This window comes from Pseudomonadota bacterium, from assembly GCA_016195085.1.
Taxonomy (GTDB): Bacteria; Pseudomonadota; Alphaproteobacteria; order SHVZ01; family SHVZ01; genus JACQAG01.
Genome location: JACQAG010000071.1, coordinates 38,640 through 61,863 on the forward strand (window position 1 = coordinate 38,640; position 23,224 = coordinate 61,863).

21 protein-coding genes are annotated in these 23,224 nt (G+C 65.9%); 9 read left to right on the top strand and 12 right to left on the bottom strand.

The genetic code is table 11. The features are described 5' to 3' along the window. Position 1: 1 nt before the first annotated feature. Positions 2 to 775, bottom strand: coding sequence for an amino acid ABC transporter ATP-binding protein (locus tag HY058_19230; protein MBI3499432.1), 774 nt, complete (start codon positions 773 to 775; stop codon positions 2 to 4). A 287-nt stretch (positions 776 to 1,062) separates the two neighbouring features. Here HY058_19230 and HY058_19235 point away from each other — a divergent pair, with 287 nt between their 5' ends. Together HY058_19235 and HY058_19240 are read left to right on the top strand one after the other, a co-directional pair. Next, entirely contained in the window at positions 1,063 to 1,926 is an 864-nt protein-coding gene (locus tag HY058_19235) for a transporter substrate-binding domain-containing protein (protein MBI3499433.1), read from the top strand. A gap of 246 nt (positions 1,927 to 2,172) precedes the next feature. Then, the gene (locus HY058_19240) at positions 2,173 to 2,958 is read left to right on the top strand and encodes an SDR family oxidoreductase (GenBank protein ID MBI3499434.1); all 786 of its coding nucleotides are present in this window, start codon (positions 2,173 to 2,175) and stop codon (positions 2,956 to 2,958) included. Between the two features lie 202 nt (positions 2,959 to 3,160). On the opposite strand, the gene HY058_19245 is transcribed toward HY058_19240, so the two are convergent. Then, positions 3,161 to 3,505 carry a helix-turn-helix domain-containing protein gene (locus HY058_19245; protein MBI3499435.1) on the bottom strand — a complete coding sequence of 115 codons (345 nt, stop codon included), beginning with the start codon at positions 3,503 to 3,505 and terminating at the stop codon, positions 3,161 to 3,163. After that, positions 3,450 to 3,773, bottom strand: coding sequence for a type II toxin-antitoxin system RelE/ParE family toxin (locus tag HY058_19250; GenBank protein ID MBI3499436.1), 324 nt, complete (start codon positions 3,771 to 3,773; stop codon positions 3,450 to 3,452). Before HY058_19250 ends, HY058_19245 begins: the two co-directional genes overlap by 56 nt. Before the next feature lie 204 nt (positions 3,774 to 3,977). Here HY058_19250 and HY058_19255 point away from each other — a divergent pair, with 204 nt between their 5' ends. Next, positions 3,978 to 5,615 (top strand): beta-xylosidase, encoded by a 1,638-nt coding sequence (locus tag HY058_19255; GenBank protein MBI3499437.1) that lies wholly within the window; start codon positions 3,978 to 3,980, stop codon positions 5,613 to 5,615. A 64-nt stretch (positions 5,616 to 5,679) separates the two neighbouring features. On the opposite strand, the gene HY058_19260 is transcribed toward HY058_19255, so the two are convergent. From HY058_19260 to HY058_19270, 3 genes are all read right to left on the bottom strand, one after another. After that, positions 5,680 to 6,822 (bottom strand): response regulator, encoded by a 1,143-nt coding sequence (locus tag HY058_19260; GenBank protein ID MBI3499438.1) that lies wholly within the window; start codon positions 6,820 to 6,822, stop codon positions 5,680 to 5,682. Positions 6,823 to 6,843: 21 nt separating this feature from the next. Beyond that, positions 6,844 to 9,684, bottom strand: a complete 2,841-nt coding sequence (locus HY058_19265; GenBank protein ID MBI3499439.1) for a response regulator — start codon at positions 9,682 to 9,684, stop codon at positions 6,844 to 6,846. Between the two features lie 168 nt (positions 9,685 to 9,852). Next, positions 9,853 to 10,215, bottom strand: a complete 363-nt coding sequence (locus HY058_19270; GenBank protein ID MBI3499440.1) for a hypothetical protein — start codon at positions 10,213 to 10,215, stop codon at positions 9,853 to 9,855. Positions 10,216 to 10,574: 359 nt separating this feature from the next. Here HY058_19270 and HY058_19275 point away from each other — a divergent pair, with 359 nt between their 5' ends. The 5 genes from HY058_19275 to HY058_19295 all read left to right on the top strand — a co-directional run bounded on the left by HY058_19275 (position 10,575) and on the right by HY058_19295 (position 14,928). Then, a complete protein-coding gene (locus tag HY058_19275) occupies positions 10,575 to 10,790 on the top strand; it encodes a hypothetical protein (GenBank protein ID MBI3499441.1) in 216 nt (71 codons plus the stop codon). A gap of 123 nt (positions 10,791 to 10,913) precedes the next feature. Then, complete coding sequence (locus tag HY058_19280) at positions 10,914 to 12,500, top strand: GMC family oxidoreductase (GenBank protein ID MBI3499442.1); 1,587 nt, start codon at positions 10,914 to 10,916, stop codon at positions 12,498 to 12,500. Continuing rightward, the gene (locus HY058_19285) at positions 12,497 to 12,919 is read left to right on the top strand and encodes a hypothetical protein (protein ID MBI3499443.1); all 423 of its coding nucleotides are present in this window, start codon (positions 12,497 to 12,499) and stop codon (positions 12,917 to 12,919) included. The genes HY058_19280 and HY058_19285 overlap by 4 nt, the downstream gene beginning before the upstream one ends. Before the next feature lie 125 nt (positions 12,920 to 13,044). Further along, positions 13,045 to 13,857, top strand: coding sequence for a hypothetical protein (locus tag HY058_19290; GenBank protein MBI3499444.1), 813 nt, complete (start codon positions 13,045 to 13,047; stop codon positions 13,855 to 13,857). Between the two features lie 72 nt (positions 13,858 to 13,929). Then, complete coding sequence (locus HY058_19295; GenBank protein ID MBI3499445.1) at positions 13,930 to 14,928, top strand: membrane dipeptidase; 999 nt, start codon at positions 13,930 to 13,932, stop codon at positions 14,926 to 14,928. A gap of 253 nt (positions 14,929 to 15,181) precedes the next feature. Here HY058_19295 and HY058_19300 read toward each other — a convergent pair whose 3' ends face one another. From HY058_19300 to HY058_19325, 6 genes are all read right to left on the bottom strand, one after another. Beyond that, positions 15,182 to 15,958, bottom strand: coding sequence for a DUF169 domain-containing protein (locus HY058_19300; GenBank protein ID MBI3499446.1), 777 nt, complete (start codon positions 15,956 to 15,958; stop codon positions 15,182 to 15,184). A 9-nt stretch (positions 15,959 to 15,967) separates the two neighbouring features. Then, positions 15,968 to 16,945, bottom strand: coding sequence for a fatty acid desaturase (locus tag HY058_19305; protein MBI3499447.1), 978 nt, complete (start codon positions 16,943 to 16,945; stop codon positions 15,968 to 15,970). Between the two features lie 115 nt (positions 16,946 to 17,060). Beyond that, positions 17,061 to 17,420 carry a hypothetical protein gene (locus HY058_19310; protein MBI3499448.1) on the bottom strand — a complete coding sequence of 120 codons (360 nt, stop codon included), beginning with the start codon at positions 17,418 to 17,420 and terminating at the stop codon, positions 17,061 to 17,063. 28 nt (positions 17,421 to 17,448) lie between these two features. Further along, positions 17,449 to 20,745 (bottom strand): CHAT domain-containing protein, encoded by a 3,297-nt coding sequence (locus tag HY058_19315; GenBank protein MBI3499449.1) that lies wholly within the window; start codon positions 20,743 to 20,745, stop codon positions 17,449 to 17,451. A 122-nt stretch (positions 20,746 to 20,867) separates the two neighbouring features. After that, the gene (locus tag HY058_19320) at positions 20,868 to 21,314 is read right to left on the bottom strand and encodes a GNAT family N-acetyltransferase (GenBank protein ID MBI3499450.1); all 447 of its coding nucleotides are present in this window, start codon (positions 21,312 to 21,314) and stop codon (positions 20,868 to 20,870) included. Positions 21,315 to 21,363: 49 nt separating this feature from the next. Then, positions 21,364 to 22,566 carry a 3-deoxy-7-phosphoheptulonate synthase gene (locus HY058_19325; GenBank protein ID MBI3499451.1) on the bottom strand — a complete coding sequence of 401 codons (1,203 nt, stop codon included), beginning with the start codon at positions 22,564 to 22,566 and terminating at the stop codon, positions 21,364 to 21,366. Positions 22,567 to 22,800: 234 nt separating this feature from the next. Here HY058_19325 and HY058_19330 point away from each other — a divergent pair, with 234 nt between their 5' ends. After that, complete coding sequence (locus HY058_19330) at positions 22,801 to 23,127, top strand: cupin domain-containing protein (GenBank protein ID MBI3499452.1); 327 nt, start codon at positions 22,801 to 22,803, stop codon at positions 23,125 to 23,127. The last annotated feature ends 97 nt before the right edge of the window (positions 23,128 to 23,224 follow it).

Below are 23,224 nucleotides of genomic sequence, written 5' to 3' on the forward strand. Positions count from 1 at the left end.
CCTACTGCAGCTTCTTGGATAGGAACTGGCGGCAGCGCTCGGATTTGGGTGCGCCGAAGACCTGATCGGGCGGGCCTTCCTCCTCGATCCGGCCGTTATGCAAGAACAACACGCGGTCGGACGCATCGCGGGCAAACGCCATCTCGTGGGTGACGACGATCATCGTGGTGCCGTCGGCGGCCAGCTCGCGCATCACTGTCAGAACCTCGTCCGTTAATTCGGGATCGAGCGAGGAGGTCGGCTCATCGAACAGCATGGCCTTAGGTTGCATCGCCAAGGCGCGCGCGATGGCAACGCGCTGCATCTGTCCGCCCGAGAGTCGCGCCGGATATTCCTCGCCCTTCTCCGACAAGTGCACGCGCGCCAAGCATTCTTCGGCAAGCGCGATGGCGTCCTTTCGGCTCATCCGGCGTACACGCAGGGGCGCTTCGATGACGTTGCCGATCACGGTCATATGGGGCCACAGATTGAACTGCTGGAACACCATGCCCAGGTCGCGTCGCATGCGGTTGATGTCCGACATCGGCCGCTCTTTTCGGTCACCGGAAGCCGTCACCGGCCCGCCCATCGGTTCGCCGTCGATAAAGACCTCACCCGCGCTCGGCCTTTCCAGGCGATTGATACAGCGCAGCAATGTGCTCTTACCCGACCCGCTGGCGCCGATCATGCTGACGACGCTACCGCGATGGACATCGAACGACACGCCGCGCAGCACCTCGAGCGCGCCGAAGCTTTTGCGCAGATCGACCACGCGTATTGCGGGAACCGCGTCCATGCCTGGGCCTCTCCCTGTCCCTCCATACCTTCGCCCGTGCCTAGACCTTGCACGAAGTCGTATAGCATGATGGGATTGCCTAATCCGTCATGATGGTTCAACCGTCGTTCGATTGGCAACCTCGCCATGACACTCCATTCCGGTCGCACCGGAGCGACCGTCGTTGATCATGGCAATTCGATTGCATCCTCGCCGCGATACGCTTGCGCGCGATTGCGTAAGCGGTCGCCCTAGGCGGGGCTTTGACGCTTAAGCGCGGTTTCGTACGCAAACCTGAGGAGAGCGATATGAGCGATCAAGTCAGCACGAGCAAACGGGAATTTCTGAAGGGTGCCGCGATCCTGGGCACGGCATCGAGCCTGGTGGGTGCGGCGATGGCGCCGCGCGAATTGCTGGCTCAGGTGCTTGAAACGGGGGTACGGGAGGACTCGATCCTGGCCAAGGTTCGCAAGGAAGGCGTGCTCAGGATCGGTTACTCCCAGACCGGCCCCTGGTTCTACAAGGACGCCAAGACCGGCGATCTCGGCGGCATCTACAAGGATGTTTGCGATCGCCTGTGCAAGGAACTCGAGATCAAGCCCGAATACAAGGAAGTGACGTTCGCCAACGCGACGGTGGGTCTGCGCCGCAGCGACTACGACCTCTATGGTTCGTCGCTGACCTATACGATTCCGCGCGCGCTGACCGTGAACTATGTCGGCCCGCTCTACTCCAAGGGCAGCTTGTTGCTGATCCACAAGGACGACGCATCCCGGTTCAAGACCGTGGCCGATTTCAACGACCCCAGCGTGACCTTCTCGGTCACCGCGGGCGCCAGCGAAGAGGGGCGAATCCCGGTCCTGTGGCCGAAGGCGAAAATTGTCACCACGACCGGACAAGTCACCCTCGGCGCCGAGCCCGTGCGCGCCAAGCGTGCCCATGCCTGGATGAGCGGCGACAGCGACGTCATCCTGTTCGCCAAGCGCAATGCGAACTGGGCCACGGTGTTTGCGCCGGATCAGCCGATCGACAAGCGCCCGAACACCTGGGCCGTGCGCTATGGCGATGCGGAGTGGAAAGCGTTCCTCGATTTCTGGGGACAGTTCGTAGTGGTGAATGGCGAGATGGACCGGCTGTTTGCGCATCACATGGAAAAGCTGGGCGCGGCCTGAACGTCGGAGGCAAGCGGGACCCGCCGAGCGACGGGTAGTTGGCCGCGCGTGAGGCCTTGGTTAATGTCCTGGAGCGCCGGCATGCGTCGTGGCCGGCGCTGTTCCAGAGAGCCTCGACGCCGCCCGCGCCGCCACGCTGCTGGATGGCGGCATTTAACTTCGCCTTGGCTCGGGGGTCTCCGCGACCGCTTCGGTCTGCGTTCGCTCACCCGTTCCTAAACCATCGGCACCCCCGAGGAGACCAAGATGACCTGGAGCTTCAAGGACAAGAAGGTGGTGATAACCGGAGCCGCCGGCATCTTCGGCCGGCGCATCGCCGCGGATTTCGCCGCCGCCGGCGCACTTCTCTGCCTGTCCGACATCCGCTCGAAAGAGCTGGCCAAGCTGCCGAAGGCGCTCGGCCTCAAGCGGGGCCGCTATCTCACTCATGCGACCGAGCTGACCGACGAGAAATCGATCGGACAGCTCGTCCGCCACGTCGCCAAGGCCTGGAATTCTCCCGACGTCGTCGTCAACAACGCCGGCATCTATCCGCGCAGCGGCTCGCTTCTCGCCATCAAGACCGAGGACTGGGATCGGCTCATGGACGTGAACCTCAGGGCACCCTTTCTTCTCTCCCGGGATTTCGCCCGGCTCATGCGCGACCGTGGCGTCAAGGGCAGCATCGTCAACATCTCCTCCGGCGCGTCCCGGCGCATGGCCATGGGCTCGGTGCCGTACTGCACCTCGAAGACGGCGATCGACCGCCTGACCAAGGGCTTTGCCCTCGAGCTGGCCCCGTTCGGCATCCGCGTCAATGCGGTGGAGCCGGGCTTCGCGCCGGGCAGCGAGGTCAGTCTCCTCAGCGAGGACTACGTGAAGACCATGATCCAGCGCATCCCCATGGGCCGCGCCTCGGGCTCGCATGATGCGCCGAACGCCGTCATGTTCCTCTCATCGGCGGCGGCGGCGTTCATCACCGGCGCCACGCTTGCCGTCGATGGCGGCAACTCGATCGGCACCTTCAACCCCGACTTCTATGAGAAGCGCTGAGCCGGACCGATCTCATGTTCAAGCCATGTGGCAGCCTGCCACCTCCGCGGCTAACGGCGACCGCGCCGGAGACCCACATCAGCAGCTCGTGATCTGCTGCCTGCATGCCGGTTCAAGTCCGGCCAGGGGCAGCAAACGACCGCCATCGACAATGAGGGAATAGAACCGCCCGGCCTCGGGCGGACGATAAGAGCTCGGTCCGCTACTCAGCGAGCGCCCGACGCACCGCTTCAGGCTCCCTGGCAATGACCGCGAGAAGGACGCGAGCCGCGCGGTCGGGGCAGCGGCGGCCTTGCTCCCAGGCGTGGATCGCCGTCACATCGAGACCGAACCGCCGGGCAAAGGCGGATTGCGATAGACCCAGGGCCTTTCGCAGCTGAGCCACGTTGACCCTCTCCGGCACCGTCACGGTGTATTCGGGAAGCTTCGTCTCGCCACGCGCATGGGCAAGCGCATCGCGGAGCCCCGCGATCACGCGGCGGCCGAGCGCGCTATGACGCGGCTTCGAGCGCCGCGGTGAGCCTGCGGATTTCCTGCTTCTCGGCATTCGTCACATCCTCTTTGTCATTCTTGGCGTAGATATCGATCAAGTAGAGCACGTCCCGAGCGGTCATGACGTAGTAGATGACGCGGGCACCACCCCGCTTGCCCTTGCCGCCGCGAGCCGCCCGCGCCTTGCGCGCTCCACCGGTGCCGGCGATCACAGGCCAGGCCAACGGCGCCAGCGCAATCTCAAGCTCGGCGGTGGCCCGTTCGCCGGCGGTCAGCAGCTTACGCGCCCGCCGGTCGTAACCCGGCGTGGCTACCACCCTCATGTTGGGACTATACGGCAATGTCTTATACGAGGGAAGGTGCGTGAGTCCGCAGCATGGTGCGGGCTGTTCGATTGCTGTTTGCCGTGAGAAGCTCGCGGTGTCCAGTTACGTGGCATTCGCAATCTACCCGCGCCGCTGCGGCATCGACTAAGATCGCGCCCAATAGGGCCGAGCAGAGTGAGCCTTTGCGGGGCGTCGACAGCAATGCCAGAGACCATACCCGTCAGCATCAAGGTGGCGGCCGACAAGCCGCTCGGGCCCTATCGGCCGATCTGGAATTGGTTCGGCTATGACGAGCCGAACTACACCTATACCGAGAACGGCCGAAAGCTCCTGGGCGAGCTGGCAGAGCTCTGTCCGGCGCCTTCCTATGCGCGCACCCACAATCTGCTCACCAGCGGCGACGGCACGCCGTCCTTGAAATGGGGTTCGACCAACGCCTACACCGAAGATAGGACGGGCCGGCCGGTCTATGATTGGCGGATCATCGACCGCATCTTCGATGCCACTCTCGATGCCGGCGTGGTGCCCTTCGTCCAGGTCGGCTTCATGCCCGAGGCCTTGTCGACCAAGCCGGTGCCCTACCGCCACAGCTTCCCCGACATGGGGCCGGGCGGCATCAAGACGGGATGGGCCACACCGCCCAAGGACTACGGCAAATGGGGCGAGCTCGTTGCCGCCTGGGCCCGGCACATGGCCGAGCGCTACGGCCAGCGCGTGGTTGCCTCCTGGCCCTGGGAGGTGTGGAACGAGCCCGATGGCAATTATTGGACCGGCACGGTCGAGGAGTTCTGCCGACTCTACGATGTGACGGTGGATGCGCTCACCCGCGTCTTGCCGGGCGTGCGCGTAGGCGGCCCACACACCTGCGGCGCCCATGGCCGTCCCGGTGCCGGTCCGTTCCTCAGGCAGTTTCTCCAGCACTGCGTCGGCGGCACCAATTGGGCGACCGGCGCCCGCGGGACCCAGCTCGACTTCATCGGTTGCCACGCCAAGGGCCGTCCCTCGATCGGCTCCGGTGTGGTGCGCATGGGTCTCCAGCGGCACCTCAACGACATCCAGACCAACCTCGATATCGTCAAAGAATTTCCCGAGCTCGCGGGCCGGCCCGTCATCCTCGGCGAGTCCGACCCGGAGGGGTGTGCCGCCTGCTCGATGCGGACCCATCCGGAGAACGCCTATCGCAACGGGCCGCTCTATGGCGCCTATGTGGTGGAGGCGATCGCGCGCACCTATGAGCTGTCACGGCGCGCGGGGGTCGACATCGAAGGCAGCGTCACCTGGGCCTTCCTCTTCGAGGGCCAGGCGTATTTCGAGGGCTTCCGCGATCTGGCGACGAACGGCATCGACAAGGCGGTGTTGAACGCGTTGCGCATGCTGGGCATGCTGGAAGGCGCCTGGCTCCATGTCGCCTCCAGCCACGCTCTATCCCTTGATTCCATCCTGAGCCAGGGCGTGCGCGGTGCGCCGGACGTCAATGCGCTGGCGACGTCGAGCGATGCGGGCGTGAGCATCCTCCTCTGGCACTATCACGATGACGACGCCGCCGGTCCGGAGGCGGCGATCACGCTCGAGGTCTCGGGCCTGCCGCATGCATCGAAGCCGGTCAGCCTCCGCCACTACCGGATGGACGAGCGCCACAGCAACGCCCATCGCCTCTGGCAGGAGATGGGCGAGCCCCAGGATCTCGCCGGTGAGGCTTATGCGACGCTCGAACGGGCGGGGCAGCTGCAGCGTTTCGAGCCCGAGCGAAGCGTGACGGCGACGAGCGGCGCGCTGCCGCTCTCCTTCACCCTGCCGCGCCAAGGCGTCTCGTTGCTGCGGTTGACATGGGGTGATTGAGCGCGCACCAGGCACTTCAGCGTTCGGCCGCCGCCTGCGGGACCGTCCCGACCTCCCTCAGGTCCTAGCGGAACCGCTCCCCGGGGATCCTGGCGGTGACCACGGTCCCGGCGCCGGGCGCGCTCTTGATGTCCATCGTGCCGCCATGCAGCTCGACTAGGCGCTTGGTCAGCGGCAAGCCGAGGCCGATGCCGCCAAATCGCCGCACCAAGCTGGTATCGAGCTGACCGAAGGGCGTCAGCACGATCTGAAGCTTCTCCGCCTCGATGCCGATGCCGGAATCTTCGATGCGGATCTGCAGCCGGCCCTCGGCGTCGCGCGCGACCTTGAGAGCGACGGTGCCGCCGGCCGGGGTGAACTTGATCGCGTTGGAGAGGAGATTGATCAGGATCTGGCGGAGCTTGGCGGCGTCGCCATAGAACTGGGGCAGGGTTTCTTCGATCTCGACGCTGTAGGTCACCTGGGCCTTCTCCGCCATCTCCCTGACGATGCTGCTGCTGAGCGAGACGACACCGGCGATCTCGACTGCCTCTTCGCTCAGCACCAGGCGGTTCGATTCGGCCTTGGTGATGTCGAGGATGTCGCTGATGATGGCGAGCAGATGCTCGCCGCTGTCGGTGATGTAGCCGGCGTATTCGGTGTGCTTCGGCGTCGCCTTCCCGTTCATGCCGGCGCGGATCATGCTGGCGAAGCCGATGATGGCGTTCAACGGCGTGCGCAGCTCGTGGCTCATATTGGCGAGGAACTCGGTCTTCGCCCGGTTTGCGGTCTCGGCCGCGGCGACGGCGGTGAGCAAACGCTCTTGGTTTTGCCTGAGCTCGTCGAAGGCGCTGCTGGCGCGCAGCAAGTAGCGCACGCGATGGCTCAAAATGACCCACTGGATCGGCTTGGCGATGAAATCGGTGGCACCGACTTCGTAGGCTCTGGTGATCGAGTGCAGGTCGTCGAGGCCGGTCGCCATCAGGATCGGCACATACGCCCATTGCGGAAGCTGCCTGAGCTGGCGACAGAGCTCGAACCCGTCCATCCGCGGCATGACCAGGTCGACCACCAGGAGATTCGGGCTCTGCTCCTGGCACAGCCGGTATGCCTCTTCGCCGTCGCTCGCCTCGGTGACGGCGTAGCCGTCGTCTTCGAGGCTGGCGCGCATGATCGAGCGCACCAGCGCATCGTCGTCGACGATTAGAATCGAGGCTTGCTTCTCCACGCAGCACGGGTCCGGGGATTGTTAGGTCAGCTCCTTGAGACTCTTGGTGGCCGCGGCGAGCTCGGCATCGAGCGCGTCGAGGAGCGGCTTGACCGGTTCGGCGCCCACCTCGCGGGCGATGGTCTCGATCTCGGCGCAGCGCTCGGAAAGCTTGCGCGCGCCGATCGCACCTGCGCTGGATCTGAGGCTGTGCGCGGCCCGCCACACCGCCTCGGCGTCGCCGGCATCGGCCTTGGCGCGGATCGTGGCCGCGAGCGGCGGGCTGGTCTGGGTGAATTGCGTGACCACGCGCTGCAGCAGCTCGACGCTGCCCTTGCCTTTGATGGCGCGGATCTTTTCGATGGTGCTGTGGTCGATCGTCGCTGGATCGGCGGCGCCCCGCGGATCGGATCTGACGGGCGCACGCTCCAAGCTCGGCAGCCAGCGTCTCAGCGTCTCGGCGAGCTGCACCTCGTCGTAGGGCTTCACCAGGAAATCGTCCATTCCCGCCTCGAAGCAGCGCTGCTGCACGGCGGTCAAGGCATGCGCCGTCACCGCGACGATGGCGGTCCTTCGCCGGGATGCCTCGCCGGCCTCGGCGACCTTAGCTTCGATCTTGCGCATGCGCCGCGCCGCCTCGAAGCCGTCCATCACCGGCATCTCGCAATCCATCAGCACGAGGTCGAAGCGATCCTCCGTGAAGCGCTCTTCGGCGATGCTGCCGTTGGACGCGGTCACGGTCTGGCAGCCCATGGCTTCCAGCATACCGACAGCGACCTCCTGGTTGGTGGCGTTGTCCTCCACGACCAAGATGCGGGCGTCGAACTGCGCACGCTGCGTGCGCACGCTGCGGCGCATGAAGTAGGGAGCGACGTCGGTCTCGCGCGACTTAGAGGCGAGCGTCGCTAGGCAGTTGAACAGCTCGGATGGACGCGCAGGCTTGGTCAGGGTCGCGAATATGCCGAGCCGCGTCTGGCTGTCGTCGGTGATGAGGCCGTCGATGCCGGCCAGCGCCACGACCTTCGCCTTCCTGCCGCTGTCATCGGTGTGGATCCGGTGCGCGAGGTTGACGCCGGCCCCCTTCAGCCCCTTGACGTCGATGATGGCCACATCGAAGCCGCGCGCCGAGGTGCCGGCCGCGGTCCACGCCGCCTCGGCTTCCTCGGCATTGGTCGCGACCGTGGTCTCGATTCTCCAGCTGGACAGGTACAACGACAAGACGCGCGCGCTAACCGCGTTGGTATCCACCAGCAGCGCGCGGAACGGCCGCGCGACATGGCGGGAGGCGCGGGTCTCGTCCGCCTCGCCGGCGACCCGCCCCAGCCGGACGGTAAACCAGAAGCGCGATCCATCGCCGAGCTCGCTGGTCACGCCGATCTCGCCGCCCATCAATTCGACGAGATGCTTGGCGATGGTGAGGCCGAGCCCGGTGCCGCCGCGCGCGCGGGTCATCGCATGGTCGGCCTGATAGAAGGAGCTGAACACTTGCTGGCGCTGCGCGGAGGCGATGCCGATCCCGGTGTCTTCCACGGAAAAGGCAAGCACCACATGGTCGGGACCGCTGCCGGCGACATCGATCTCGATCAGGACCTCGCCGCGCTCGGTGAACTTGACGGCATTGCCGACGAGGTTGATAAGGACCTGGCGCAGCCGAATGGGATCGCCGTGCAGCTTGCCCGGCACCTCCTCGGCGATGAAGTAGACGAGCTCGAGTCCCTTGCTGGCCGAGGGCTCGCAGAAGAGATCGGTCACCTCCGCGATCACCTCGCGCGGGTCGAAATCCACATCAAAGAGCTCGAACCGTCCGGCTTCGATCTTGGAGAAATCGAGGATGTCGTTGATCGTCGCCAACAGCGCCTTGCCCGAACGCGACAGCGTCTCCGCCAACCGCCGTTGCCGGTCATTGAGCGGCGTGGAGATGAGCAGGTTCGCCATGCCGAGCACGCCATTCATCGGCGTTCGGATCTCGTGGCTCATCGTCGCCAGGAACTGCGACTTGGCGAGGTTCGCTGCCTCGGCCTGCTCGCGGGCGCGCACCAGATCTTCTTCCGTTCGTTGCCGGCGCTGCACTTCGGCCGTCAGGCTAAGGGCGAGCTCGTTCTGGCGGCCGGCGAAGGTCGCGACCAGCGTGCTGGTGGCGATGAGGACGGTGAAGATGGTGATGAGGAGCGCCAAGAGCGTCGGAGAGAGCGCCATGCTGGACGTCGGCGCGTCGGGGAGCGGATAGAAGATCGACGCCTGCATGGCGGTGTAATGCATGCCGGCGACGGCCAAGCCCATGACCGTTGCGGCAATGATCGTTTCCGGCCGGCCCGAGGAAAACGGCCGATGGATGCGGAAATGGATGCTGAGCGAGATAAAGGCCAGCACCACCGCCACGACGATCGACAGCAGCACCAGTCCGGGATCGTATCGGAGCAGCGCCTCCGGCTGCATCGCCGCCATGCCGGAGTAGTGCATGGTGCCGATGCCGGCCCCCATCAGCACCGCGCTGACGCCGAGGCGCTTCACATCCGGCTCCGTCGGGCGGCTGATCGTGCCGAGCGCGGTGCCGCTCGCCAGCACGCCCGGGATCATCGATAAGACGGTGCCGACCGAGTCGTAGGTGATACCGCAGGGCAGCGAGAAGGCGAGCATGCCGATGAAGTGCATCGACCAGATGCCGCCGCCCATGCTGAGAGCGCCGGCCGTCGCCCAGGCCCAACGGCCGCGTTGGGTGGCGGCGGCGACGATGCGCCCGGAAATCGACAGGGCGACGAAGGCGGCAAGGATGGCAATGACGACCGAAGTCGCCACCAGCGCCAAATCATAGGCGCCGAGATAAGCCGTGGCCCGGTCGATCGCATCGTAGACCGGGAAAAACCGCCAGTCCAGTTCAAGCATAGATGGCACAGACCGCCCCCCACGCGCAGACTGTCACACTAATTTCGCGCGGTTTTTCACGAATGGAACCACCGAGTTCTTATTGTATGGCGGCTATTCTCTCGGACGCAATCGCGCGTTGGCGCCGGCGGCGCCTCACTCGCGCGCGCATGTCGCGACAGCGAAGCCTTAGAAGGGTCTTCGGTGCCCGGATGCGATGGCGCCACCCGGCCGCGGCTGAGCGTGGGTGTGCTGCGTGTGGGCGAGCGCTTTCCAGCTCTGCCAGATGTAGTAGAGGAGCACGGTCACCGGAATGGCGAGAGCGGCCACCAGGAGCGCGCGGGCGAAGGGCTGCGCCAGATGCACGACCACGGTGCCGCCGAGAGCGCATAGGAACAGAGTCGCCGCCAAGAGGACGAAGATCTTCGCCGCCGTCGCCATACGCCATCCCGCATACACCTCTTCATAGGCATTGGCGGGCTCGCGCGGACCGCCACCCGTCGGGCGCGCCGGCTTGGTGATCGGAGACTTCGGAGGGGATTGGGAGGCCATGGAACGCTCCTTTCTGGATCGTCGCCGTCAGGTCGAGGCCGACTTTGCGGCTCGTTTCCGAAGCTTTTCTTCGGAACGGTGGCTCCTGGCCAGCCAACATCGGCAATTTTACGCGAAATTGATCGAATGTCGAGGGCGACGCGTAGAAGCCGGCAGAGGATCTTCGGCCGTCAACTCTCGCCGGCCGTTCCTTGCCCGTCTTGCTTCGTCCCCCTAGTGTCCCGCCCCTGAAATTCGCAGGCGAATTTCAGGGATAAGCGGGCCACTACTCTGTTGAATCTAGTGTGATGATTCCGAAGTTCGCTTGCGAACTTCGGAATCATCACACTAGGCTGGCGCCCCTCACGGGGAGCCACGACTTGACCTACGATCTTCTCATCAAGGGCGGCCATGTCATCGACCCGGCCCAGAGCCGGGACGGGATCGCCGATGTCGCCAAGGCGATCCTGGAGATCCGCAAAGGGCCGGTCTCCTACATCGATGCCGTCGGCGGCGAGCTCGAGGCGGACCGGCGCCTCATGCCGCTTGGTGTGGTTCTGGGCGGACGTTGGTGGCATGACGGCGCCGTCCACTAGTGTGATGATTCCGAAGTTCGTGTACGAACTTCGGAATCATCACACTAGATTCAATAGATTGGTGGCCCGCTTGTCCCAGAAATTCGCTGACGAATTTCTGCGGCGGGACACTAGCAAACGCGCATGATGCCGGAAGCGCGGCTCGATCCCGTCGACGTGGTCGTCGTCGGTGCCGGCTTCGGCGGTGCGGCCTTCTCGCGGCGCCTCGCAGAGCGCCGGCCCGGGCTCCGCATCGTCTGCCTGGAGCGCGGGCGCTGGGTCGACCGCGCCGCCATGCCGGCCCATCGCCAGGACTGGCAGCGCGCCATCCTCAATGAATGGGCGACATCGCCCAATCTCCGCCTCAAAGCTGAAGCGCCCTCGCCATCGGCGGACTATCCCGTCGATGACCGCGGGTCGGTCTTCAAACCCTTGATGTGGAGCGGCGTCGGCGGCTCCACCATCACCTGGGCCGCGCATTTTCCCCGCCTCCATCCCTCGGATTTCCGCACCCGGAGCCTGGACGGCGTCGGCGATGACTGGCCCTTCGACTATTTCGCGCTCGAGCCCTACTACGATCAGAACGACGTCGAGGTCGGCGTCGCCGGGCTCGACGGCGATCCCGCCTATCCGCCGAAGATGCGGCGCCCGATGCCGCCCTTGCCCTTGGGCAAGCTCGGCATGACGGCGGCCAGCGGGTTCGATCGATTGGGCTGGCATTGGTGGCCGGTCGATGCCGCGGTCAATTCCCGCCCCTATGACGGCCGGGACGCCTGCAACAATTGCGGCCCCTGCCTCATCGGCTGCGCCAGCCGCGCCAAATCGTCGGTCGACGCCACCTATTGGCCGAAGGCAATCCAGAGCGGCGTCGAGCTCAGGACCGAGGCGGTGGTCGAACGCGTCCTGATCGAAGGCGGCCGCGCCACCGGCGCCTTGTATCGCGACAGCCACGGACGCGAGGTGCTGCAGCCGGCGGCTTTCGTGGTCGTCGCCGGCAACGGCATCGGCACGGCGCGCCTGCTGCTCGCCTCCGGGCTCGAGAGTCCGGCACTCGGACGCAATCTCATGTTCCATCCCGCGGCCTATCTCCGCGGCATGTTCAGCCAGGAGCTCGACGGACCGATCGGGCCGGTCGGCTGCGCCCTCTATAGCCATGAATTCTATGAGACCGATCCGGCCCGCGGCTTCAAGCGCGGCATCCACCTGCAGGTCACCCGCGAGAACAATGCGCTGACGCAGGCCACGCGCCTGGAGACGCTGTGGGGCGAGGCGGCGCATCGGCAGCTCCGCGAGGAGTTTCGGCACTCCATCGCCATCCTGGTGATGGCCGAGGATCTGCCGGAAGCCCACAACCGGGTGAGCTTGACCGACGACATCGCCGCCGACGGGTTGCCGGGGGTGAAGCTCGACTACACCATGTCGGAGCATTCCAAGCGAAGCCTCGCCTTCGGTGTCGAGCGGGCGGAGGAGGTGCTACGTGCCGCCGGCGCCTATCGCATCGCCCGCATGAATCCCTCGCCGATGACCGGATGGCATCTTCTGGGCACGGCGCGCATGGGCACCGATCCGGCGAGCTCGGTCACGGATGCCAGCGGGCGCTGCCATGGCGCACCCAACCTGCTCATCGCCGATGGCAGCCTGTTTCCGACCGTGGGTGCCGTCAACCCCGGCTCCACCATCGGCGCGCTTGCCTTGAAGATCGCCGACGATCTCGCGCGGGACCTCGCATGAGCCCGGAGTTTCTCCGCGCCGTTCTGGATACGCTCATGCCGGGCGAGGCGACGGCGGCATCGGAAGGCGCGCTGCCCGCCGCCAGCGCTTGCGGCGTCGATCTTGCCCCTCGGGCAGGGGCGCATGCGGCGACGCTGGATGCGATCGCCACCGAAGCTGGCGGCGCGGAGCGCTTCCTCGGAGCCTCGCCGGAGGCGAGGATCGCCACAATGCGCGCGGTCGAACAGCGTATGCCCGAGGCGTTCCGCTTCCTGGTGCTGACGGTCTTGCAGGACTACTACGAAATGCCGGCGGTGATCCGATCCCTGGGATGGCGGATCGAGCCGCCGCAGCCCCGGGGCCATCGCCTCATCGAAGCCGACGAGGCGACATGGCAGCTTCTCGAACGGGTGAAACAACGGGGGCGGCTATGGCGATAGAGATGCTTGCAGATTGTGCGATGCCCCCACCCCGACCCTCCCCCAACAAGTTAGGGGAGGGAGTAAGAGGGACGCAGTTCTTGACTCCCTCCCCCGCGAATGCGGGGGAGGGTTGGGGTGGGGGCATGCGGCGATTGCGGACGGTGCTGGCCGCGCTCGTCGCGCTGTTGCTTTGCGCCGCCTCCGCATTTGCCGGCGAGCCGGTCACTGTTCGGCTCGAATCCGGCACCTATCATGCCGTGGCGCCGGCCGCATGGGACGGCCGGTCGCCCTTGCCGCTGGTGCTCTATCTGCATCTCTACCGAGGAAGCGGCGCCGATATCGTCGGCAATGAGTATATGGTCGACGCGGTCACCTCGGTCGGCGGCTTGCTGGTGGCGCCCGACGGGGTGAACAATGGTTGGGGTTTTCACGGCTCGCCGCAACGGGGCCGCGACGACGTCGCCTTTCTCCGTGCGGTCGTTGCCGATGCGCAAACGCGCTGGCCGGTCGACCGCACGCGTGTGGTGGCGGCCGGGTTCTCGATCGGCGGCTCGATGGTCTGGGAGCTCGCTTGCCATGCGGCCTCCGGCTTCACCGCCTTCCTGCCGATGTCCGGCAGCTTCTGGCTGCCCTACCCGGAAGGCTGCGAGACGGGATCTATCGATCTCCGCCATGTCCATGGGCTGAACGACCGCACGGTGCCGATGGGCGGGCGCGCCATCGGCGGCTCTTGGCATCAAGGCGATACGCTGAAGAGCTTCGAGATCTTGCAGGCGCTCGATCGCTGCCCGGCCGAGCCCGACCGCCGCGAGCAACAGGGCGATCTCGAGTGCCGGAGCTGGATCGGCTGCGCCTCGGGCCGGGAGCTGCAGCTCTGCGTGCATCAAGGCGGGCATGATCTGGCGCCGGTCTGGCTGCGCGACGGTCTCATCTGGGCATTCGGGCTCAAGCGCTGAGGGATCGGAATTCGCCCGCGGGGAACGGCCCGTGGGTCTAGGATCCGTCCCAGAGGGTGGAGGAACGGGCCCATGTCCAGCCGATGGAACATTTCCGAGCGTGCGGCGACACTGCACGCCGATGCGCTGGTCTGGGACGACCACTCCGGGTTCTGGCCCTACCCCGAAGCCGATCTCGACAAGCTCGATCGCTGGATCGCGTCGGGCGTCGACTATCTGTCGGTCAATGTCGGCTTCGACGTCGAGGACTGGCAGAAGACCGTCAAGAATCTTGCGGCGTTCCGCACCTGGTTCGAGAAGCACCCGGAGCGCTTCCGCCTCGTCGACACCGCCGAGGACATTCGCCGGGCCAAGCGTGCCGGCCGGCTCGCCATCGCCTTCGACATCGAAGGCATGGAGTCCTTGGACGGCCACGCGGCGATGGTGTCGCTCTACTACAAGCTCGGCGTCCGCCAGATGCTGTTCGCCTACAACCGCAACAATAGGGCTGGCGGCGGCTGCCACGACGAGAATGTCGGCCTGACCCCGTTCGGGCGCACGGTGATCGCCGAGATGAACCGGGTGGGCATGCTGGTCGATTTGAGCCATTGCAGCCTCAAGACCTCGCTGGAAGCGATGGAGGCCTCGAGCCAGCCGGTCATCTTCTCCCACTCCAACCCCAAGGCGCTCAACGACCATGGGCGGAACATCGTCGATGCGCAGATCAAGGCCTGCGGCGCCACGGGCGGCGTCGTCGGCCTGCACGGCATCGGCCTCTTCATGGGCGATCCCGAGGCGCGGACCGAGACATTGGTCCGCAACATCGCCTATGTCGCCGAACGCATCGGCGCGGCGCATGTCGGCATCGGGCTCGACTACAATTGCAGCCCCGGCGAGCCCGTGGACATCCGCGACCCGCATTTCTGGCCGCCCGCCGCCGGCTACGGCAAGTACCGGAATTCCCGCAACGCCGATCCCGAGCAGCTCCCGGCGGTGACCGAAGGGCTGTTGGCCCATGGCTTCAGCGACAGCGAGGTGCGCGGCATCCTGGGCGAGAACTTCTTCCGGCTGGCGAGCCGGGTGTGGCGGTGAAGCCTCCCCGCGTGAGCAGCGTCGAAATGCGTGTGGCGGATAACGGCCGGCAAATCTTCTGAATATCCGCCACGGTTCGCCGACGTCGAATCCGGCGCCGCGGTGCTAGGCTGACGAATTGCCACGGGCGGCGCGACGGTGTCCCAGTGTCCCAGTCCCGGGCACGCCTGGGATGGGACAGCGATGGACCGAGGCTCGGTCTCCGTACCAGCGTCCCCGCCCCGCGCACGCACGCGCTGGGACAGCCCTCGCTTCAGCCTCCGCCCGCCTTTCCGGGGTAGCTCACCGCCATCCCGGCGCGCACATCCTGCTGGATGCCGTATTGCGGGAAGGGATAGCGCAGCCCGTTCTTGGCCAAGGCCTCCATGCCGGATATCGCTTTCGCCAACAGCTCCGGCGGCAGCGCCATCAGCATCTCATCGTCGAGCACGCCGCCATAGCGCCGCTCGGCGAAGCAGGGGATCGACAGGCTGGGCTCCCGCGTCTTCAACGCCCTTCCCCAGGAATCGGCGCAGGCGGATTCGCCGACCACGCCCCAATCGAGCTTCTTGTAGCCCTGCCATTGCAATCCGTTGATGAAGTACATCATGGCGCCGGGCGTGGCGTAGAAGAGGGCGATGTCGGGCGGGTCCAGCCTGCCGCTGGCGAGCGGGGCTACGGCGAGTGCGCGGTAGCGCCCGTGCGGCACCACGTCCATCGCCTCCTGGTGCCGGCGTGCGTCCTCCGGGCTCGAATACCAGACGCCGACATAGCTGGTGCCGGCGCGCCATGACTCGTCCTGCGCCGTCAGCCCGACGACGGCGCGGCATTGCTGGCCCACCAGATCCTCCGCCGTGATGCCGACGGTCCAGCCGAGCCGTGCCGCCTGGGCCACCACCTGATCCAAGGTGTGGACCGCCTTCGGCCGCCGAATGCGCGGGATCGCCGCCATCTCTTCCACGCTCTCAAAGAGCTTCATGCCGAAGGGGATGGCACGGAGCTTGAGCAGACGCTCGAGGTCGGCGACCAGCTTGGTTATGTCGGGCTGCATGGTGCTCCTCTACAAGGCTTGGCCGGATGCGAGCCGGCGCACGAATCCCCGATGGGTCGAGAGATACCCAGGCGCCACATGGGCGAGCTTGCCCTGCATCAAGGTGTGGGCCGCGGGCAGCGCGTGAAACGGAATCGACGGGTAGAAGTGATGCTCGGCATGAAAGGGCATGTTCCACAAGATGAAGCGCCACGCCCCCCAGGTTTCGGTCGAGCGGGTATTGGCGAGCCCGTCGGGCTCGTTGCTGCAGCCGGTGTGCTCGGCCAGCAACATGACGCTGAGAAACGGCCGGCCCAGCATCGCCGGCAGGATCCAGTAGGTGAGCGGCGCCAGGCTCTCGAAGGCCGCCGCCGAAGTGCCGACCGCCGCGTAGAGGACGAGCTGGAGGGCGACCGAGCGCCTGAGCCCCGCTTTCGCCGCGTCGGGCACATAAGGCATGGTCAGGAATCGGCCGCGGAGCGCCAGGATGAGGAAGCGCGCCCGGTCGCGCCAGAAAGTGAGGCCGATGATGCGCCAGGCATAGCCCGTAAGCGAGGATGGCTTGGCTCCGGCCAGCTCCGGATCCAGCACCGGATCCTGGGTGAACTGATGGTGGGCCTTGTGGAAGAGGCGATAGTGGGTCGCGTTGTAGAGATTGGGCAAGGCCGCGATCCAGGCGACCAGCTCGGCCACGCGTCGGGACCTGAACGAGGTGTAGTGCACGCTCTCATGCATGGGCGCGAAGCAGGCGGCCAGCAGCATTCCCTGCAGCAGCATCGCCGGCAGCAGCCATACCCCGCCGACGAGGCTGATCAAGGTCGAGGTCGTCGCAAGCAACGTCAGATGCAAGCCGATCTGCGCCAGGCCGCGCGCATCCGAGCGCCGCGTGAGATCGCGCAGCAGATCGAGCGGGATCGGCCGGTCGTCGCGGTTGCGCGTGGTCCAGCTTCTGGGTTCGCTGATATCGGCCTGGAGCCCGCTCGCGCCGACCGTCGGGATTTCAGTCAAGGAGGTTGCTCTCGGGATGCGGCCGAACTGCTCCTACGCCATCGGCGCGAAGCTGTCGAGCGCCGCCTGGCCGAGCCGGAGCGAGGGCGGCCGCTCCGAGGCTGGGGGATCCGGCTCAATCGGCAAAGGCTTGCAGCGCCGCCTCGGCCTTGAGCCATAGCTCGCCCAGCGCCTGGGCCATATCCTCAGGATCGCTGCAGAGGCTGGCGGTGAAGGCCTCGCGCCAAACCGCATCGGCGGCGGTGGCGGCGGCCAAGAGCTCCCGGACAGCTTGCGGGGCCTTGCCTCCGGCCGCGGCGAGGCGGTCGGCTGCATGGACGATTGCGCCTTTGACCTCGTGGAACGCCTCCCGCGACAGACCGGCGGCGAGTCCGGCCTCGAGCCTCGTGATCGCCGCCTGCAAATCGCCGCGCTCGGTCGCCCATGCCGGGTGCGCCATGAGCGCCCAGGCCAAGACGAGGAGACGCGCGCTCACGGCATCGGCCGGATCTGCATTGCCACCGCTACAGCGTGCTGCCGCCGTCGCCGACGACGGTGAACGGCGCCCAGAAGATCGGATGGGCGTAGGAGAACAACGGCGCTTTGCTCTCGGGGTCGAGATATCCCGGACCGTCGATCAGCGCCAGCTCGGCCTGGCGCATCGCCTCGCCACGTCCAAGCCCGGCCTTCTCCGCCTGGCGGCGGAAGAGATCGGTGGTCAGCGTCTTGGCCGAGCTCGTCTCCACCGGCCAATTGGAGACCAGGAGCGCCCTTGTGCCGGCATAGAAGAAGGCGCGGCCGAGGCCGGAGACGGCCTCAGCACCGGCGCCGGCGGCGGTCGCGGTGTTGCAGGCCGACAGCACCACCCAGTCGGCGTTGAGCTTGAGGCCGAGGATCTTCTCCATGGTCAAGAGGCCATCGCCGTCGATCTTCGCCACCGCCGGCGAAGACAGCGCCAGGGCCGGCTGTGTCAGCCCATTGAGATCGCCCGGCACCAATCCATGGGTGGCGAAGACGATGATGCGACGGTCGGCGAGGTTCATCGACCGGACGGTCTTCTCATTGGCCGCGGCGCCGAGGATCACGTCCTTGGTGAGATCGGCGTTGAGCGCCAGCGCGATGTTGCGGACCTCCTCGGCGGTGTCCGGCAACCGCGGCAGCATCGCCAGCTCGGCGCTGTTCACACCTTGGGTCGCCGGCGCGCTGCGACGCACCAAGGGAATGCCGCGGGTCTGCAGCTGCGCGGTCTTGGGCGCCCCCCGCGTCTTCAGCGGGCCGGGGTTGGCCTCGGCCAGCGCCTGCTCGGCCTGCTCCGGGCTGAACCAAGGGTCGCCGAAGCCGATGAAGGCGATGCGCGCACCCTTGGGCGGCGGCAGCGAGCGCAAGGTCGCCAGCGAGGCAACCGAAGGCAGCTGGGTCACCGCCACCTTGCGCACCAGGAACGGCACCGCCTTGTAGTGCGCAAAGGGCAGCTTGGTCTTCGCCGGCAGCTTGATGGGCTCGGTCACCAAGAGCGCCATCGGCAGCTGGCCCAGCGCCTTGTGCGGCACGAACATCAGGCCCTCCGCCTTCCCCCAGCCGGTCTCGATCGGCTTCAAGATGAGCTCGTAGAGCTTGTAGGCCATCGCCAGGTCGAACTCCGGCACCTCCTCCAGGCTGGACGCGTTCGGATCCAGCGCCTTGCGGAGTTCGGAGACCATGGAAGCGATCTCGCGATCGCCGACCTTGGCCGCGGCGAAGGCGGCCGAGCCTTGTTGCGGGATCGCCCAGACGAACAAACGCTCCTCGCCAGCATAGGTGGCAATCAGCGCCTCGCCGGGACGGAGGCTTTTTTGCGCCTGCTCGATCGTCGCCGGTCTCGGGTCGATCAGGTTCACGTAGTCCGGGAAGCTTCGCTCGATCTCCTCCCTGAGCCGCGCGCGCGCATCTCGGAGCTGATCGATCTGCTCCCGCAGTTTCTGCACCGCCGCTTGATCCTGCTCGTTCGTCGGCAGGGATAGAACATTAGTCAGCATGCCCTGCAGAGCAGCGATCTGCTTTTGCGCATCCTGCTCGCGTCGTACCAGCTCGGCCAGCGCCGGATCGGAGGCGGCGCCGCGGGCGGCGGAGGCGGCGAGTGCCCGCTCAACCGATCGACCGCGCACCGCCTCGGCCAGGTGGAAGGTTTCAGCGGCGGCCGCCGCACCCTTAGAGTCGGCAAGCAGGCCCAAATAAGCCTCGATGATCTTCTGCGCCCGTCGATCGCGCTCGGCAATCGAGCCGCCGGCCTCGCTATTGTCATTGGCCTCGCGCGAGGCCGAGGTCAGGATCGGTAGCGCCATCAAGAACTCCTTGAGCGCTCGATCATTTTGCCCGGCACGCACCAGCGCCGCGCCGAGCCAGCCCCGCGCCTCGGCGGTCGCATAGGCCTTCTCGCCCAGCCGTTTCGCATTTTGCTCGGCGACGTTTTGGATGATGCGGATCGCCTCTTCGCTCCGATTGGATCGAAGCAAGACCAGGCCATAGTTAATGTTGCCATCGAGGAACTTTCGGCGCAGCCCCGGCTCATCGCCGATGTCCCGTTCGAGCGCCGCATAGGTCGCCTGCGTCGCCTCGTGCTTGCCTGCGGCCGACTGCGATTGGGCGATCCAGCGCCTTGTGTTGGCGAGGAAACCGGATCCCTTGCCATGCCCGAGATTTTCCAGGATGTCGCGAGCGGCGTCGGCCAGACGCTCGGCCTCGGCATAGCGTCCCTGCTCGTACAGCACTTGCGCGAGAAGGAGAATTTCGGTTGCGCTCTCGGCGGCGTAGCGTCCCCGTCGTTCAAGCCGGCCCAACAGCGAGCGGCGTGACTCGGCCTCGGCCTCGATGAGCCGACCCTGGGACATCAACGACAGGGTGAGGCCGTTGAGATAGCGGTCCTGCGCATCGGCGAAGGTTCCAGGCGCAACCGGGAACTGGCCTTCGTTTGGAAGCACATTCTTCGTGAAGAGAGACAAGGCCTCGCGCAAGGTCGCTTCGGCCTCGGCGTAGCGACCGGTGTCTTGCGCGATCTGGGCGCGAGCTGAAAGAAGCGTCGTGCGCGCAGCATCGCGCATGTGTGTCGGCACCCGCTGCAAGTTGGAATAGGTACCCATAAACGCCTCTGCCTGAGCCATGGCGTCGCTCGCCATAGCAAGCTGCCCAAGGGTCAGCGCGAGCGAGATCTTTTGAGCATATAAGCCAAAGAGGGCGGTCAATTGTTGCGACTGGGCCATGAGCCGCAGACGCTCGTCGACCAGCTCGAGGGCCGCCCTGGTATCGCCTGCGCCTTGAAGGGCGCCGGTCAGTTGCTGCAGGTAAGCCCCCAGCAAGGCAGGCGCGATATTCGCGCGCTTGCCAAGTTCGGAGGCCTGCTTCAGGTCCGCGAGCCGTTGCTGCGAGCGGCCGATCTCGCCCGCGGCGAGTCCGCGTTGGAAATAGAAATCCGCCAGCGCCGCCGGTTCCAACCCCTTGGGCGGTTCCTTATCCGCCGCCGCAAAGTTGGCGGCACGCTTGGCGGGGTCCGGCTTCTGCTTGTCGAGGATCTCGGTGATATCCGCGATCGTCCGCGGCGGCGCCATGAGCGGTGCTGCGGGGCTGCTCGCCTCGGGCTGCGGCACCGGGCTTGCCGGCGGAGGCGACGTCTTGCGAACGGGCGCGGGTGAGGCGGGGGATGGCGCGACCGATCCGGCCGCGTCTCCGGCCGCGAGTTGCGGCATCGGCAAGAGCGCCTCAGCACCGGCGAGGCGCAGGGTCCCGGCGGCCAGCACCAAAAGCACCAGCACGGCCAGACGGATTGAGTAGGCGATCGGACGGTGCATTGGGCCCCCCCTGACGCCAATCTCTGCGGCTACTGTGGAATTCCGACAATACTACTCAATGCCGAGCGATCCGGCACCACGCAAATGGGGGCGCCCGTTCAGGGCGAGGGGTTAGGCCGCGCTCAGAGGATCTTGCGGTACTGGATGAAGCCGGAGCGGTCGCCGATGCGGTCGTAGAGCTGCATGGCGGTGTGATTGGTCTCGTGGGTCAGCCAATAGACCCGGGAGCAGCCGCCGCTTCGCGCCAGATCGTAGACATGCTGGATGAGGCGCCTGCCGACGCCCTGGCCGCGCACCGTCTGATCGACGTAGAGATCCTGCAGATAGCAATAGTCGCCCGTGGTCCAGCAGGAGCGGTGACGGATGTGGTGCACGATGCCGACGGCGCCGCCGTCTTGGAGGGCGATGGCGCCGCCCATAGGCTCGGCCGGATCGTTGAGCCGCGCCCAGGTGACGTCGCTCACCTCTTTGGCGATATCGACCTTGTAGAAGACCTGATAGGCCCGCCAGAGCGGATACCAGAGGGCGTGATCGCCTTGTGCCAAGGGACGTATGGTGATGGCGGTCATCGTTCCTCCGAATGGCGGCGGATGCGGCACACTACCGGGCAATGAACTCTCAATTTCGTCTCGCAGTCTGAATCGAACGGATATTTTGACCGGGTGAAGCGGCGTTCAGGGCTCGCGACTGCTGCCGTTGTTCCACGGCCGCCGCCAGCCGTTCGAGCACTCTGACCGATGTATCCCAGCCGATACAGCCGTCAGTGATACTTTGGCCATAGACAAGCGGTCGGTCGGCGATGAGTTCCTGGCGCCCGCCCACCAGATTACTCTCCACCATGACACCGACAATGCGGCTGTCGCCCGCCTCGATCTGCTGCGACACATCTTCGATGACCCGGGGCTGCTTCTCCGGGTCCTTGGCGCTGTTGGAATGGCTAGCATCGATCATGACGACCGGAGGCAGCCCGGATCGATCCAGCTCTCCGCAAGCGGCGTTGACACTTGCTGCATCGAAGTTTGGCGTCTTGCCGCCACGCAGAATGATGTGGCAATCATCGTTGCCCTTCGTGGCCGCGATGGCAGAGCGGCCGCCTTTGGTTACGGCAAGGAAATGATGCGGCTGCGAGGCTGACATGACCGCATCGACCGCAATCCTCACATTGCCGTCGGTTCCGTTCTTGAATCCAACCGGGCAGGAGAGGCCCGAGGCCATTTCTCGATGGATCTGGCTTTCCGTCGTGCGCGCGCCAATGGCGCCCCACCCGACGAGGTCGGCAATATATTGCGGTGTCGTCGTGTCCAGAAATTCGCAGCCGGCAGGCAAGCCCGCACCGTTGATCTCAAGCAGCAATTTGCGCGCGAGCCGCAGGCCCTTGTTGATTTCGAAGCTGCCGTCGAGGTTGGGGTCGTTGATCAGTCCCTTCCAGCCGACGGTCGTGCGTGGCTTCTCGAAATAGACTCGCATGATGATTTCGAGCGCACCGCCTAAGCGCCGGCGCATGCCGACGAGCCGACCCGCATAGTCGAGTGCGGCTGTCGGATCATGGATTGAGCAAGGTCCGACTACTACCGCAAGGCGGCCATCGGCACCATGCAGAATGTCGTGCAGAGCGAGACGACAGTTGGCGACCGTGCGGGTCGCCGCGTCGGTGCGCGGGAATTCATCTATGACGTCCGCGGGAGCAATGAGTTCCTTGATCTCTCGGATCCGAACGTCATCGGTCGTGCTTGTCACGGTGTGGTCTCCTCGGGGTTTCACCACACCGGCGGCACAAAAAAGCCGCCAGTGAGGCTGGCGGCTTTCGGGGTGTCTATGCATCCAAATTCAGATTGAACGCAGCCCTCCGTCCGCCGCCACTTTCGGATAGCCATAAAATCGATAGAAGCGGTTGGCGGGCACGAGGTGCATGCCGCAGACACTAGTCGGGAAGCGCCATCGTGTAAACACCCGCCGATGCGCTCCGCGCCGCTCTTGGCGCTCCCATGCCCTTGCGTTACGGGCGCGGACCGGCTCGAATGATCCGAACGGTGATCGCCCTGGAGGATAGCCGGCATGGATCCCAAGACCAGAACCCGCGTCGGCGATCTCGACCTGCTGCCGTTTCCGCCGGGGCGTCTGTCGAAGCAGGCCTTCGATACCGGCGCGATCGAGCTGCGGCACTACGCGCCCAAGGGCGTCGACAATCAGGTGCCCCATGACCAGGACGAGCTCTATGTGGTGATCAGCGGCACCGGCTCCTTCAAGCGGGCGGGCGAGACGGTCCCGTTCGCGGCCGGCGACGTGCTGTTCGCCGCCGCCCATGAAGAACACCGCTTTCTGAATTTCTCCGAGGATTTCCAGACCTGGGTGCTGTTCTACGGGCCGAAGCGGGCGAAATGAGCAAGCAGGCACCGCCGGCGCGCGGCAATCCCGGCCGGTATCCGAGACCTGCTAGACTGGCAGCGACCATGGCGGGCAGAGGGGAGAACTCAACGAT